This is a genomic window from Streptomyces sp. NPDC052773, from assembly GCF_044547145.1.
In the GTDB taxonomy this organism is placed as follows: Bacteria; Actinomycetota; Actinomycetes; order Streptomycetales; family Streptomycetaceae; genus Streptomyces.
Genome location: NZ_JBITZX010000002.1, coordinates 611,145 through 624,442 on the forward strand (window position 1 = coordinate 611,145; position 13,298 = coordinate 624,442).

Annotated in this window: 13 protein-coding genes; 5 read left to right on the forward strand and 8 right to left on the reverse strand. The window is 74.7% G+C overall.

Features of this window, described 5'->3' with window-relative positions; all coding sequences use genetic code 11:
- Positions 1 to 8 precede the first annotated feature (8 nt).
- The 4 genes from ACIG0D_RS07805 to ACIG0D_RS07820 form a co-directional block, all read right to left on the reverse strand.
- Entirely contained in the window at positions 9 to 197 is a 189-nt protein-coding gene (locus ACIG0D_RS07805; RefSeq protein ID WP_399797031.1) for a hypothetical protein, read from the reverse strand.
- A gap of 51 nt (positions 198 to 248) precedes the next feature.
- Positions 249 to 626 (reverse strand): hypothetical protein, encoded by a 378-nt coding sequence (locus tag ACIG0D_RS07810; protein WP_399797033.1) that lies wholly within the window; start codon positions 624 to 626, stop codon positions 249 to 251.
- 61 nt (positions 627 to 687) lie between these two features.
- Positions 688 to 1,308: a hypothetical protein gene (locus ACIG0D_RS07815; RefSeq protein WP_399797035.1), complete on the reverse strand. Its 621-nt coding sequence runs from the start codon at positions 1,306 to 1,308 to the stop codon at positions 688 to 690.
- Between the two features lie 15 nt (positions 1,309 to 1,323).
- Positions 1,324 to 2,052, reverse strand: coding sequence for a YqjF family protein (locus ACIG0D_RS07820; protein WP_399797037.1), 729 nt, complete (start codon positions 2,050 to 2,052; stop codon positions 1,324 to 1,326).
- Positions 2,053 to 2,160: 108 nt separating this feature from the next.
- On the opposite strand from ACIG0D_RS07820, the gene ACIG0D_RS07825 reads away from it, so the two are divergent.
- The gene (locus ACIG0D_RS07825) at positions 2,161 to 3,258 is read left to right on the forward strand and encodes a glutamate--cysteine ligase (RefSeq protein WP_399797039.1); all 1,098 of its coding nucleotides are present in this window, start codon (positions 2,161 to 2,163) and stop codon (positions 3,256 to 3,258) included.
- A 153-nt stretch (positions 3,259 to 3,411) separates the two neighbouring features.
- Here ACIG0D_RS07825 and ACIG0D_RS07830 read toward each other — a convergent pair whose 3' ends face one another.
- Together ACIG0D_RS07830 and ACIG0D_RS07835 are read right to left on the reverse strand one after the other, a co-directional pair.
- Entirely contained in the window at positions 3,412 to 5,838 is a 2,427-nt protein-coding gene (locus tag ACIG0D_RS07830) for a prolyl oligopeptidase family serine peptidase (RefSeq protein ID WP_399797041.1), read from the reverse strand.
- Positions 5,811 to 7,595 carry an N-acetylglutaminylglutamine amidotransferase gene (locus ACIG0D_RS07835; RefSeq protein WP_399797043.1) on the reverse strand — a complete coding sequence of 595 codons (1,785 nt, stop codon included), beginning with the start codon at positions 7,593 to 7,595 and terminating at the stop codon, positions 5,811 to 5,813. The genes ACIG0D_RS07830 and ACIG0D_RS07835 overlap by 28 nt, the downstream gene beginning before the upstream one ends.
- A 370-nt stretch (positions 7,596 to 7,965) precedes the next feature.
- Here ACIG0D_RS07835 and ACIG0D_RS07840 point away from each other — a divergent pair, with 370 nt between their 5' ends.
- Entirely contained in the window at positions 7,966 to 8,553 is a 588-nt protein-coding gene (locus ACIG0D_RS07840) for a DUF488 family protein (RefSeq protein WP_399797045.1), read from the forward strand.
- Positions 8,554 to 8,674: 121 nt separating this feature from the next.
- Here ACIG0D_RS07840 and ACIG0D_RS07845 read toward each other — a convergent pair whose 3' ends face one another.
- Both ACIG0D_RS07845 and ACIG0D_RS07850 read right to left on the reverse strand, forming a co-directional pair.
- Positions 8,675 to 9,106, reverse strand: coding sequence for an SPW repeat protein (locus tag ACIG0D_RS07845; RefSeq protein WP_399797104.1), 432 nt, complete (start codon positions 9,104 to 9,106; stop codon positions 8,675 to 8,677).
- A gap of 141 nt (positions 9,107 to 9,247) precedes the next feature.
- Positions 9,248 to 10,330: a hypothetical protein gene (locus ACIG0D_RS07850; RefSeq protein WP_399797047.1), complete on the reverse strand. Its 1,083-nt coding sequence runs from the start codon at positions 10,328 to 10,330 to the stop codon at positions 9,248 to 9,250.
- 268 nt (positions 10,331 to 10,598) lie between these two features.
- Between ACIG0D_RS07850 and ACIG0D_RS07855 the strand changes: the two genes are divergently transcribed.
- The 3 genes from ACIG0D_RS07855 to ACIG0D_RS07865 all read left to right on the forward strand — a co-directional run bounded on the left by ACIG0D_RS07855 (position 10,599) and on the right by ACIG0D_RS07865 (position 13,184).
- On the forward strand, positions 10,599 to 11,255 hold the full coding sequence (locus ACIG0D_RS07855; RefSeq protein ID WP_399797106.1) for a DedA family protein: 657 nt from the start codon (positions 10,599 to 10,601) through the stop codon (positions 11,253 to 11,255).
- Positions 11,256 to 11,397: 142 nt separating this feature from the next.
- Entirely contained in the window at positions 11,398 to 12,549 is a 1,152-nt protein-coding gene (locus ACIG0D_RS07860) for a sensor histidine kinase (protein ID WP_399797107.1), read from the forward strand.
- Positions 12,540 to 13,184 carry a response regulator gene (locus ACIG0D_RS07865; RefSeq protein WP_399797049.1) on the forward strand — a complete coding sequence of 215 codons (645 nt, stop codon included), beginning with the start codon at positions 12,540 to 12,542 and terminating at the stop codon, positions 13,182 to 13,184. The genes ACIG0D_RS07860 and ACIG0D_RS07865 overlap by 10 nt, the downstream gene beginning before the upstream one ends.
- The last annotated feature ends 114 nt before the right edge of the window (positions 13,185 to 13,298 follow it).

A 13,298-nucleotide genomic window follows, 5' to 3' on the forward strand; every position in this document is an offset into this window, starting at 1 on the left:
CGTCCGGGTCAGGGGCCGGACCAGCCGGCCTCCCACTCGGCGGCGTCGTCCCGGTCCCCGTCCTCGTCGTCGCCCTCCGCCTGTGACGGGGTGGTGCGCGGCGCGTCGCGGCGGTCGGCCCGGTCCGGCTCGGCGTCCGCGCCGGTCGTCGTCGGGTCGGGCTCGCCCTCGGCCTGGGACGGCGTGTGCTCACTCATGACCTGTCCTCCGTGTCGGGTTCGGGTGTCGGTGTCCGGGCCGGCAGGCCTTCAGGCCCTTCGGGCGGTGCGCAGCCAGGTGGTGATCCAGGCCGTCTGCATCGCGGCGTCGAGGAGGTACGTCGGCCGGATGCGTCCCTTGGGGACGTAGACCAGATCGACGGCCAGCAGGGTGAGGGCGGTGCCCAGGCCGATGCGGCGGGCGTGGGCCGGGCCGCCCTCGGGGTCCGTGGCCGCCGCGAGCTGGGCCAGGCCGGCGGAGGTCAGCAGTCCGCCCGTCGTCATCTGCAGCCAGTCGTCGCTCTTCGGGCCGAAGACCCACTCGAAGCTGCGCAGGTGGAGCAGGGGCCACAGGCCGCCCACGACGTTGAAGGCGCCGTGGGCGAGCGCGATGCCGGCCGCCGGATCCCGCGTTGTCCTCCCGCTCACGGCGTCTCCCTTCGTGCCTCGGCACGGACGGCCCGCCGAGTACCCCGGGGGCGGCGCTCCCTCACGCTCGGTCCGGGTCGAGGGCCACCGTGGTGGTGACCCGGGCGAGCGAGGGCTTTCTCGGGACCGAGCCGAAGCCGAAGCGGACGGGTGGTTCGACGGGTGCTTCGGCTCCGAGATCGGTGCCTTCGAAGAGCGCGGAGGCTTCCCGGATGGGCCGGAGATCGTGCGCGCCGTACCATTCCCGGCGGCCCGGGCGGGCGCTCCCCCGGGTGCGCACCCCGGGCAGGAGCAACCGGGCCGGGCCGTCCAGGAGCGCGCTCCACGCGGGACGGCGGGCGAGGGCGTCGGGTACGGCGCTCAGGAGCAGGCCCAGAGGTCCTCGCCGCCCGGTGGTGAAGCGCAGGTCGAGGGAGTCCGCGGTCACGGTCCAGACGTCGTCCGTCACGCCGACCCGCACGGGGACGACCCGCACGGTGTCGAAGACGTAGGTGGCGCGGACGAAGTCCGCCGTCTCCCGCGTGGGGGCCAGCAGCAGCCGCTCGCCGTCGGCCCGCTCCAGCATCACGTCGCTGAACGCGCCGAACGGTGACCGCTGCCAGTGGCCGAGCACGACCCGTGTTCCGGAGGTGGTGCCGAGGCCCGCGATCCAGCCGTCGAAGCGCATCGTGCGCCTGTTCATGGGCGCGGTCCGGGCTCAGGGCGCCGTGTGCGCCGGTGGGCAGGGCAGGGTGGCTCCCAGCCGTACATGGCCGACTCCTTCGGAGAAGTGCACGACGGGCTCGGTGGTGGGGGCCGGAAGGCCCGCCGCGGTGGTGAGCGTCTCGTCCAGCTCCTCGACGGTGGCGGCGGCCAGCGGCCACGGCTCGTGCTCCGCGGGCGTCTCCCAGAGGGTGCCGAGCCGGTGCGTGTACGCCCGCCAGCGCGAGGTCAGCCACACGTCCCGTTCCGTCGGCCGCTCGATCGGGGCTCCGGGGCGGACCACGAGGCGGTAGGAGGCTTCGCCCGGCCGTCTGCGGCCGGAGTAGACGATCGTCTCCTCCCGCCTGGTGACCTCCAGGGCGCCGAGGTGGTACGGCACGCCGATCGCCCGCGCCGCGAGCATCAGCGGGCAGGTGACCTCCAGGGAGAGGAACCACAGCCCGTCCCGGCCGCCGGGGTGCCGGACGTAGGTCCTGAGGTTGGTCTCCGGGAACGTCGGGAGGCCCGGCAGCGCGGCCGGTACGCCGGGCGGGCGCAGGTCCGCCATCACGAACGGCGTGAGTCCCACCCAGGCGGTGCCCTCGTACTCGTCCACCTCCAGCGGCTCCGGCACCAGCGGCCGCACCGCCTCCACCGGCACGGGCCAGTGCACGAACGTCTGCGTCCGCCAGCCCGCCCGCAGCACCGGCAGCCGCACCCGCTGCTCCGCGCCGTACGCCACCACATCCGGCGAGTCCCCGCGGCCCGGTCGGCGGAAACACAAGAGCGGAATGAGGCCGTCCGTTTGCGGCGCGGCGGGGGTGGCACTCGGGCGCCGAGCGAAGGGCGCGCGATGGCGACGATCGGTGTGGAAGAGGAGTACCTGCTGCTCGACCCGGTCACGGGCATCCCGGTGCCGCTCGCGGAGAAGGTCCGCATGGCGGCCGACCTGGCTCGTCTGACGGGCGGGCGGGAGGTGCAGTGCGAGCTGCTCCAGGCACAGGTCGAGGTGGCCACGCCCGTGTGCGACAGCCTCCAGGAGGTCGGAGGGCACCTGCTGCGGCTGCGGCACGCCCTGGCGTCCGCGGCGGAGGCGCACGGCTGCCGTATCGCGCCCGTCGCGACACCGCCGCTGCGCGACGCACTGCATCCCGTGGCCGTCACCGACCACGCCCGGTACCGCGCCATGCTCGTCCAGGCGCCCCAGCTGGTCGCCGAGCAGCTGGTGAACGGCATGCACGTCCATGTGGCCGTGCCCAGCCGTGAGGCGGGTGTGCAGGTGCTGAACAGGCTGCGGCCGTGGCTGCCCACGCTGACGGCGATGTCGGCGAACTCCCCGCTGTGGGACGGCCACGACACCGGCTTCGCGAGCTGGCGCACCGTCATCTTCGGCCGCTGGCCCGTCGCCGGGCTGCCTCCCGTCTTCCGGGACCTGGAGGACTACGAGCGGCGCGTGCAGCGCCTGATCGACTGCGGTCTGATCTCCGACACCGGCCAGCTGTACTGGCAGGCCCGGCTCTCCGAGCGCTACCCCACGGTCGAGGTGCGCTGTCTCGACGTACAACTGCGCGCCGACGAGGCGGTCATGTGCGCCGGTGTCGTCCGGGCGCTCGTGGAGACGGCCCTCGCCGAGGCGACCGCGGGGGAACCCGTGCCGGACTGCGCGCCGGAGCTCCTCCAGGCCGCCATGTGGCACGCGGCGCGTCACGGCCTCAGCGACGCCCTGATCGATCCGGTCGGCGCCACCCGCCACCGCGCCGGGGACATGCTGTGCGGGCTGCTGCGGCACATCGGCGCCGCCTTGGACGCGTCCGGCGACACCCGGGAGGTCTCCGCCCTGGTCCACCGACTGCTCCGGCAGGGCACCGGCGCGGACCGGCAGCGCGCCGCCCTCGCCGCGGGCGGTCCGCGAGCGGCCATCGGCCTGATCGTCGGCGAGAGCGGTCCCTGAGGCCCGGAGTGGGGGCGGTCGCTGAGTCCCGGGGCGGGGGCGGTCCCCGAGGCCCGGAGCGGGGACGGTCCCCGAGTCCCGGGGCGGGGACGGTCCCCGAGTCCCGGGGCGGGGGCGGTCGCTGAGTCCCGAGGCGGGGCCCGGGCACGCGGTTCACACGTGCAGGTGCCGTTCCAGCCAGTCGGCGGCGGCCCGGCGGAACAGGCGCCGGTTGTCCGCGCGCAGGAAGTCGTGGCCCTCGTCGCGCAGGGTGAGGAGTTCGGCGTGGATGCCGCGTTCCCGCGCGGCCCGGACGAACTGCCGGGACTCACCCGGTGGCACGTTGGTGTCGTGTTCGCCGTGGACCGCCAGCAGCGGGGCGCGCAGCGCGTCGATGCGGCTCATCGGCGACAGGGCGCGCAGCAGCTCGCGGTCGCGCTCGGGGTGGCCGTACTTGTGCGCCGCCGACTCCGCGATCCAGGGTTCCGTACCGGCGAAGAAGGTCAGGAAGTCCGACATGCCGCAGACGGCGACTCCCGTGCGGAACAGGTCCGGGTGCCAGACGAGGGAGGCGAACGTCAGATAGCCGCCGTACGAGCGGCCCATGACGGCCAGCCGCGTCGGGTCGGCGGGGCCCGCGGTGACCGCGTGGGCGGCGCAGTCGGCGACGTCGTCGAGCGCGGCGAAGCGGCCCGCGCCCAGGTCCGCGTCGACGAACGACCGGCCATGTCCCAGGGAGCCTCGGACGTCGGGGGCGAAGACGTCCAGGCCACGTCCGGTCAGCTCGTGGTAGAGCGGGTGGAACACCGGGCGTTCCTGTTCCTCCGGTCCGCCGTGCAGGTGGATCACGCAGGGGGCGGGTTCGTCCGGGGAGCGTCCCGGCGCGCGGTAGTACCAGCCGCTCAGGGGCAGGCCGTCCCGCGCTGTCAGGCGCACGGGGACCGGGCGTACGGGCGGGCGGCCCGGTGGGACGGCGTCCTCGTCCCGGGAGGACCACGGGGTGCGCAGCAGGGATACGCCCTCGTGGGCCCACCAGACGCCCGGCCGGCGCTGTGAACCGGAGAGCGCGAGCAGCAGGCGTCCGGTGCCGGCGGCGGTCACGCGGGTGACGACCTCGTGGGGCAGGGGCACGGGGCGTGCCGGGCCCGCGGAGTCGGGGGTGGCGGGAGCGCCGGGAGCCTGCCCGGTCGGGGCGGTCTCGACGAGTTCCAGCTCGCTCGCGCCCCGTACGTTCCACGCGAGGGCAGCCGTGCGGCCGTCGTGCGCCAGGGCCAGGAGTTCCAGGTCGCTGCCCTCGCGTTCCGCCCGGACGGACACACCGCGCGGCCGGCCGTCGTCGGCCAGGCCGACCGCGAGGAGCGCCGCGTACTCGCGGTCGGCGTTGCTGCGCAGCCACAGGGTGCGGCCCTCCGGGGAGAACCGGCCGATCCACGGGTCGCCGTCGGCGACCGGCAGGGCGAACGTGGTCACCGAGTCGGCGGTGCGCAGGACGACCGCCTCGCGCCGTCCGCGCGGGCCGCGGCGCAGCAGCGCGAGCGTGCCGTCGGGGCTGAGGTCGCAGGCGCGGAGGGAGGCGGCGTGCGTCTCGGTGGTGAGGAGAACGGGGGAAGCCAGGCCGTCGGGGTCGATCAGGTAGACGGAGAGGCCTCCTTGGGGGCGGGCCGCAGGAGTCGTGGTGGCGGTGGTGCCGGTGCCGGGGATGCCGGTGATGCCCATGGTGCCGGTGGTACCCGCGGTGCCGGTGGTGCCAGTGATCGGCGTCCCGTTCGGGGCGGTCACGGAGGCGACGTCCCCCGACGCGGCGTCGTACGGGGCCGGGCCGAGGAGTGTGGCGTGGCCGTCCCGTTCCGTCCAGTCCGCCGCCGGGCCGGCCTCGGGAGGTCTGCCGTCGGGCAGTCCGCCGCCGGTCCCGCCGGAGGCCGGCGCCGCGAAGGTCACGGCGACGGCCGAGCCGTCGTGCGCCCAGCAGCCCAGATGGGCGGAGGCGGCCGGGTCGGCGCCGGCCAGGAGGCGGCGGCCGGTGCCGTCCGGCCGTACACAGAGCACCCGGGTGTGCTCGCCGCCGCCCGGCGCGGTGGTGTACGCGATCCAGCGGCCGTCCGGTGACCAGGACACCTCGGTGACGGGATCCGGTGAGGAGTCGAGCAGCCGAGCCTCGTCGCCGTCGACGGGTCCGGCCCACAGCTGCGGGACGCCGCCCCGGTCGCAGATGAAGGCCACCTCGGTGCCCTGGGGGTTCGCCGAGGGGTACCAGCAGCCGTGGGCGCGCAGCCGGGTGACGGCGTCCCGGGGGCCGCCCGCGTCGGGCAGCGGCAGGGGCGCCGGGGCGGCTTCGCGGGTCCCGGCAGGGATGTGGGCGGGGGCCGGATGGGGCAGCACCTCCCCCGCGCCTCCGTCGGTCGCCGCACGGGTATCCCCGCCGGACGCCGCACGGGTATCCCCACCGGCCGCCGCACGGGGCTCGCCATGGTGCCCCACATGGATCTCCCCGTGGTGCACCTCGTGCGCCTCCCCGTCGGCCGCCGCACGGGTCCCCCCGTCGGCTGCCACACGGATCTCCCCGTGCTCTCCGGTCACCTGATGCCGTGGGTCTGTAGCCATATCTCCAGCAGGGCCGTCTGCCACAGGGCGTTCGCGCCCCGCCTGGTGCGGTGCGCGTCGGGTGCCGCGAGCAGCTCGGCCACGTACTCGTCCCGGAACAGTCCGCGTCGCTTCGCCTCCGGCGCCTGGAGCGCCTCGCGCACGCGCTCCAGGACGGGCCCGGCCATGTGCCGGATGGCGGGCACCGGGAAGTAGCCCTTGGGCCGGTCGACGACCTCGTGCGGCAGCAGCTTGCGGCCCGCCTCCTTCAGTACGCCCTTGCCGCCGTCGGCCAGTTTCAGCTCGGGCGGGCAGGCCGCCGCCAGTTCCACCAGTTCGTGGTCGAGGAACGGGACCCGGGCCTCCAGGCCCCAGGCCATGGTCATGTTGTCGACGCGTTTGACGGGGTCGTCGACCAGCATGACGTGCGTGTCGAGGCGGAGAGCCGCGTCCAGGGCGGTCTCGGCGCCCGGCGCCGCCATGTGCTCCCGCACGAAGCGGCCCGAGAAGTCCTCGTCGGGCAGCACCTCCGGCCGCAGGATCCGGGCCAGGTCGGCGTGCGACCGGTCGAAGTACGTCTCGGCGTACCGCTCCGGTTCGTCCGCGCGGGAGACCTCGGCCAGCCGGGGATACCAGTGGTAACCGGCGAAGACCTCGTCGGCGCCCTGCCCGCTCTGGACGACCTTCACCTCCCGGGAGACCTGCTCGGACAGCAGGTAGAAGGCGACCACGTCATGGCTGATCATGGGCTCGCTCATCGCGGCGACCGCCCCCTCCAGGGCCGTCGACACGCGCTCGGAGGGAACCATCAGCCGCCGGTGGTCGGTACCGAACTCGCGGGCCACCAGGTCGGAGTAGCGGAACTCGTCGCCCTCCTCGCCGCCCTCCGCCTCGAACCCGACGCTGAACGTCATCAGGTCGCGCTGGCCCTCGTCGGCCAGCAGCGCGACGATCAGGCTGGAGTCGAGGCCGCCGGAGAGCAGGACGCCCACCGGCACGTCGGACACCATCCGGCGGCGTACGGCCGTACGGAGCGCGTCCAGCACGGCGTCCCGCCATTCGTCGGCTCCCATGCCGGCGTACTCGGCGCGGCGGGTGTACGACGGCTGCCAGTAGCGGTGGTCCCGGTGGTTGCCGTCCGGTTCGATCACCCGCACGGTGGCCGGGGGCAGCTTGCGCACCCCGTTGAGGACCGTGCGGGGCGCCGCGACCGTGGCGTGCCAGCTCAGGTACTGGTGGAGGGCCACCGGATCGAGCGAGGTGTCCACGTCCCCGGCGGCCAGGAGGGCGGGCAGCGAGGAGGCGAACCGCAGCCGGCCCGGTGCCGGCGCCAGGTAGAGGGGCTTGATCCCGAGCCGGTCCCGGGCGAGGACGACACGGCCGGTGCGGTGGTCGACGATCGCGAAGGCGAACATGCCGCGGAAGCGCTCGACGCAGGCGGTCCCCCACTCCAGGTAGGCGTTGAGGACCACCTCGGTGTCGGACGTCGACTCGAAGCGGTGCCCGAGCCCGCGCAGCTCTTCCCGGAGCTGCGGATAGTTGTAGACGCAGCCGTTGAAGACGCCGGTGACCTCGCCCCGGGCGTCCGTCATGGGCTGCGCTCCGCGGTCCGACAGGTCGATGATCTTCAGTCGCCGGTGTCCCAGTGCCACCGCGCCCCGGCTCCAGGCGCCCTGCCCGTCGGGGCCGCGGTCGGCGAGCCGGTCCGTCATGCGTCCGACGGCCGCCAGATCGGGCGCCCGTCCGTCGAAGCGGATCTCCCCGCTCAGGCCGCACACGAGGCACCACCCCCCTCCGCCGTACCGGCGCCGGCCCCGACGCCGACGCACCGCGCCACGACGGCCGGCGCGCTCCCTCCGTCGAGGACTCGGCCGATGACTCCGCCGACTCGTCCACCGCCGCTCCCTCGCCGGCCGCACCGGCTCGCGTACCGCATGGGGACGTCGGCCTCCTCCACCATTCGCACAACCAAGATCACTGTCACACTCCCAGAGCTGCCGGGCGTCCGCGACCAGCGGAAAGAACCCGGTGGCACCGGGCGGACGCGCGGCTCGTGAGGTGCTCTGAGTTCCCAGGCGGCCGACGCGTAACCCCCGCCGCATCCGCGGCGCGGCTGCCGCGCCGGCCGGCAGGTGGTCCACTCGGGGTATGGGCCATGAGCGCACCGACCCCGGGGGCGGGCCCTCCGACCCGCGCCCGGAGCTGATCACCTTCGGCCACGGCACCGCCGACCGGACCACGTTGGCCGAGCTGCTGCGGGGCGCCGGCGTGGCCGCCGTGGTGGATGTCAGGACCGCGCCCGGCAGTCGCCGGGATCCGGACCTGTCGCGGCAGCGGCTGGCCCGGTGGATGCCCGAGGAGCACATCGCCTACCGGTGGGAGGGCAGGCTGGGCGGGTGGCGCAAGCCGCCACCCTCCTCGCCCGACACCGTCTGGCGCAACGAGTCCTTCCGTGGCTACGCCGCCCACACCCGCACCCCGGAGTTCGTCGCCGCGATGGACGTCCTGATGCGCCAGGCAGCCGGGGGACGCACCGCGGTGATGTGCGGCGAGGCGGTGTGGTGGCGCTGCCACCGGCGTCTGATCGCCGACTTCGCCGTCCTGTCCCGCGGCGCGCTCGTCCTGCACCTGATGCACGACGGACGCCTCATGCCGCATTCCCCGACACCGGGCGCGCGCCTGCGCGGCGACGGCCTTCTCGTCTACGACGCCGATACGCGCCCTCCGGCCCGGTGAGGTCACCCCGGCCGGTGGGCCACATGCCAGAGACCCGTCCGGTGCCTGGCCGAGGCGGGCGGCCACGGCCAGGGCTCCCGGACGGCTCTCCCGGTGCGCCGGAACGCCGCCTACCGCGCGGTCATCGGTCCTCGCCCCGCGACGACCGCTCGCCGGACATGGCGCTGGCCGCGAGGCCCAGCAGCAGCGCGATGGCTCCGACGATGATGTTGTTCACCACCGTCCTGGTCGTGCTGACGTCACCGGCGACGACCCACGGCGCGACGATGGTCCACGCGCCCAGCGCGCAGGCCGCCCACGCCATGCTGTGCGTACGCTCGTACGCACGGCCGAAACCGCCGCTCATCAGCACGGCATAGGCGATACCGACGATCAGGTTGTTGACCGCCAGCGTCGACAGGCCGCTGAACCCCGCGATCCAGGGGGAGGCGGCCAGGTAGACCCCGGTGAGCAGTGCCAGCGTCTCGATGGCCTGCGCCCTGGGGGTGCTCGTGGCGCGTTCCGCCATCTCATGGCGGTTGCGCATGTCGATGATGTCGGGATGGGTCTCCATCGACGACCGAGGAGAGGTTGTCACTCCCCTCACCTCCCAAGCTCCGTGGAATTCGTGCCGGCCCACGAGTACCCCCGTGTCACGACAGCCGAACCGTGACGCAGGGGTCTCACTGCGCGGGCACTGCCCGACGCGGCGGCGTCAGTCGCCGCCGCCACCGCCTCCGCCGTCGCCGCCACCCCCGCCGTCGCCGCCCCCGCCGTCTCCTCCGCCGGAGTCGCCGCCCTCGCCGCCGTCCGCGCCCCAGCCGTCCGCGCCGCCGGGTTCGTTGTCGTCGCGTCCCGTGCCGAGGTTGCTGAACCAGGAGCGGTCCCACCACTCGTCGGCGGCGACCGGTTCCCCGCCGTTGACCCGGCGCCGCCGCTCGGCCCGGAACCGGGCCGCACCCGTGGTGTCCCCGATGCCGAAGGCGACGGCGAAGGCCTGGGCCATGACGGCGTCCAGCGGGTCGGGGCTCTCGTAGCGGACCGGGGTGAGCGGCAGCAGGACACCGCCGGGCTCGGGCACCGGCCGTCCGCGGGGACGCGTCAGGAGGGCGATGGGCCGTTCGTCACGCAGCAACCATGAACTCCGCGCGCTCTCGCGCCGCAACTCCCAGTGGTGGCCGGGCAGTCGGACCTCCACCCGCCTCTTGGACTTGCGCTTCTTCTTCACGAACCTCAGCTCCGCCGCGACGTCGCCGACGGTCAGCCGCAGCCCCTGGGACGGCTCGTGGCCCTGGCGGTGGAAGCCGTACGGCGCCCGGATCCGTACGGCGGGGGCGTCCGGGCCCCACACGTCCACCCGCACCAGGTTGCGGTCGACGGCGACGGCGACCGGACCGGCGGGGCCCGGCGCGTACCGGCGCGCCATCCACAGCGGCACCCTCTCGGCCCGGGCCCGGTCCGCCAGCGCGGCCACCCCCTCCGGTCCGCCGCAGTGCCGTACCGCCAACTCCCCCAGCGCGCGGGCGAACTCCGCGGCGCGCCGCACCTTCAGTGGTCGGGTGGTGCCGGTGACGCGGGTCACCGGGACGATGCCGGGCCCGTCCGCCAGGTGTCCCAGCGGGCGTTCCGTCCCGCCGCCGCCGAGCCAGTGGCCGCGCTGGAACGCCTCCGCCATCGCGGCGAGGTTCAGTTCGTGCGGCGGCGTGTTCCGGCCGCCCCTGCGCAGCCCGTCCTCGGTCAGCTCGACGGTGCGCGCCAGCGGGTTCCACGACCGCTCGCCATAGAGCACACGGCTCATCACAACCCCCCACTCGTGCGCGGTTCCACAGGTCCGACCCGCACACAGAGAGGGTGTCAGGCGACCCTGTGGTTCCCGGCGCCCGCCCTCCCGGTCCGCCGACGGCCGTTGCGGATTTCCGCAGGGTCAGTGGTGCGGGGAACCCCGGCGCATCGGGCGGGCACCCTCATGCCGGGACTGAACTGCGGTTTTCTAGGTTGGGTCGGGTCGGGGCACCCGCCCCGGGCGAACCGATACGCCACCGGCTTGGAGACCTCACGTGCATCTGATGACCCTGGCGCTGCCCCAGGAGCCCGCGGACGGCGTCGCGGGCTGGGCGGCCGATCTCGTGGATACGCTGGGCGGGCCCGGAGCGGGCCTGGCCATCGCGCTGGAGAACCTGTTCCCGCCGCTGCCCAGCGAGGTCATCCTGCCGCTGACCGGCTTCGCCGCCGGACAGGGAGTGCTGAGCCTGACGTCGGCGCTGGTGTGGACGACGCTGGGTTCGGTGGTCGGGGCGGTGGCGCTGTACTGGATCGGCGTACTGCTGGGCCGCGACCGGCTGTACGCGCTGTGGGAGCGGCTGCCGCTGGTGAAGACCGCCGATCTGGAGCGCACCGAGGAGTGGTTCGCCCGGCACGGCACCAAGGCGGTCCTCCTGGGCCGGATGGTGCCGGTCTTCCGCAGTCTGATCTCGGTGCCGGCCGGTGTCGAGCGGATGCCGATGCCCGTGTTCATCATGCTCACCACGCTCGGCAGCCTGGTCTGGAACAGCGTTCTGGTGCTGGCCGGTTACTGGCTGGGCGACCGCTGGGACGTCGTCGGCACGTACGTGGGGGTGCTCAGCAAGGCCGTCCTGGTGCTCGCCGCCGTCGCGCTGGCCGCCTACGTGGCCGTACGGTTGAAGGGGCGCCGCACCACGGCCCGGCACCGGCGTGACGGCTGAGGTGGCCGACGTGCCCGACGCGGCTGACGCGGGTGACGTAGCCGAGGTGGCCGACGCAGCCGAGGTGGCCGACGCAGCCGAGGTAGCCGAGGTGGCCGACGGCGTTGATCGGGCCCGACGGGCCGCACTAGGCTCGGTCCCCGTGCCCGAGGACCCGACCAACTCCGCGTCCTGGCCGCGTCGTTGGCTCGGTGTGCTGCTCGGTTTCCCGACCGCCCTGGCCGGTGCCGTCCACCTGCTCGTCGCCGGGGTCGCCCTCGGTCCGTTCCTGCTGTGGCCGCGCACCCGGCCGGACGCGTTCGGCCTGCTGATGGCCGGGGTGCGCCGGCTGGCGGCGCTGGAACGGGGCCGCCGGGCCGTGTTCTTCGGCGACCGCTTCCCCGAACGCTACGCGGCGTCCGACGAGAAGGTCCTGCGCTACGTCGCGGGCCGCGTCGCCGCCGGGCTGGTGACCGGGGTGGTGACCGGGCTGCTCGCGGTCGGCGCCGGGCTGGCCGGGCTGCTGGCGTACGGGGTGGTGCGGGGCGGCGTCGGCTGGGAGGAACTGCTGACCCAGGTGGTGCTGGGCGGTGTGCTGCTCTTCCTCGACCTCCAGGGGCTGCGCTCGCTGGCCGCGCTCGACGAGCGCTCGGCCCGGGAGTGCTTCGGCCCGTCGGAGCGGGAGCTGCTGCGGCGGCGGATCGACGAACTGGCCGCGAGCCGGGCGGCGGTCGTCGAGGCGGTGGACACCGAACGGCGGCGCATCGAACGCGATCTGCACGACGGTGTCCAGCAGCGCCTGGTCGCGCTGGCCATGCTGCTCGGCCGGGCCCGCCGCAGCCGCGACCCCGAGCGGGCCGACGCCCTGCTGCTCCAGGCCCACGAGGAATCCCAGGGCCTGCTCACCGAGTTGCGGGAGGTGGCCTGGCGGGTCTACCCGTCGGCGCTGGACAGCCTCGGTCTTGAGGAGGCGCTGGGCGGGGTGGCCGAGCGGTCCGCGCTCCCGCTGCGCATCCGCTGCGAGACCGGCGGGCCGCTGCCCCGGTCCGTGGAGACGGCCGCCTACTTCGTGGTGTCCGAGGCCGTCACCAACGCCGTCAAGCACGCCGCGGCCACGGCCGTCTCGGTGCGGGTGTTCCGCGACGGCGAGCGGCTCACCGTACGCGTCGAGGACGACGGCGCGGGCGGCGCGGACCCGGCCGGCGGCGGCCTGTCCGGGCTGCGCGGCCGGGTCGCGGCGCTCGACGGGACCCTGCACGTCGACAGCCCCCTCGGGGGACCCACCCTCATCACCGCGGAGCTGCCATGCGCCTGATCCTCGCCGAGGACTCGACCCTGCTCAGAGAGGGCCTGGTCCGGCTGCTCGCCGACGAGGGCCACGAGGTGGTGGCGGCGCTGGGCGACGCGGTGACGCTTCCGGAGGCGGTGGAGGAACACCGGCCGGACATCGTCGTCGTCGACATCCGGATGCCGCCGACCCACACCGACGAGGGGCTGCGCGCCGCCCTGGAGATCCGCGCCCGCCGGCCCGAGGTCGGCGTCCTGGTGCTCTCGCAGCACATCGAACGCCACTACGCGGCCCAGTTGCTGGCCGTGAGCGCCGAGCGGGTCGGCTATCTGCTGAAGGACCGGGTGGCGCAGGTCGAGGAGTTCCTGGACGCCCTGGAGCGGATCCACGCGGGCGGCGCCGCGATCGACCCGGAGGTGGTGCGGCAGCTGGTCCTGCGCACCACGCACACCGATCCGCTGACCCGGCTCACCCCGCGCGAGCGCGGTGTGCTGGAGGCGCTGGCGCAGGGACACACCAACGCGGCGATCGCCGCGCGGCTGCACATCTCGCAGAGCGCGGTGGAGAAGCACCTCAATGCGGTGTTCGACAAGCTGGACCTGAACCAGGCCGACGGGTACAACCGGCGGATCCTGGCGGTGCTGCGCTACCTGGAGGCCTAGGGGGTGTCTCGTCGATCAGGCCGGGCTCCCGGCGCCTGGCACCGCGCCTCGCCGCGTTGTCGTCGGTCGCCGATTCCCCCACGCTCGGCTGCGCTCGCGCGGGGGCACCCCCAT

What these genes read in the sequence shown, in the direction of transcription:
- ACIG0D_RS07805 (WP_399797031.1), bottom strand. Translation starts at nt 197, where the DNA reads ATGAGTGAGCACACGCCGTCCCAGGCCGAGGGCGAGCCCGACCCGACG.
- ACIG0D_RS07815 (WP_399797035.1), bottom strand. Translation starts at nt 1,308, where the DNA reads ATGAACAGGCGCACGATGCGCTTCGACGGCTGGATCGCGGGCCTCGGC.
- ACIG0D_RS07825 (WP_399797039.1), top strand. Translation starts at nt 2,161, where the DNA reads ATGGCGACGATCGGTGTGGAAGAGGAGTACCTGCTGCTCGACCCGGTC.
- ACIG0D_RS07830 (WP_399797041.1), bottom strand. Translation starts at nt 5,838, where the DNA reads ATGGCTACAGACCCACGGCATCAGGTGACCGGAGAGCACGGGGAGATC.
- ACIG0D_RS07840 (WP_399797045.1), top strand. Translation starts at nt 7,966, where the DNA reads ATGGGCCATGAGCGCACCGACCCCGGGGGCGGGCCCTCCGACCCGCGC.
- ACIG0D_RS07845 (WP_399797104.1), bottom strand. Translation starts at nt 9,106, where the DNA reads ATGGAGACCCATCCCGACATCATCGACATGCGCAACCGCCATGAGATG.
- ACIG0D_RS07850 (WP_399797047.1), bottom strand. Translation starts at nt 10,330, where the DNA reads ATGAGCCGTGTGCTCTATGGCGAGCGGTCGTGGAACCCGCTGGCGCGC.
- ACIG0D_RS07855 (WP_399797106.1), top strand. Translation starts at nt 10,599, where the DNA reads ATGACCCTGGCGCTGCCCCAGGAGCCCGCGGACGGCGTCGCGGGCTGG.
- ACIG0D_RS07865 (WP_399797049.1), top strand. Translation starts at nt 12,540, where the DNA reads ATGCGCCTGATCCTCGCCGAGGACTCGACCCTGCTCAGAGAGGGCCTG.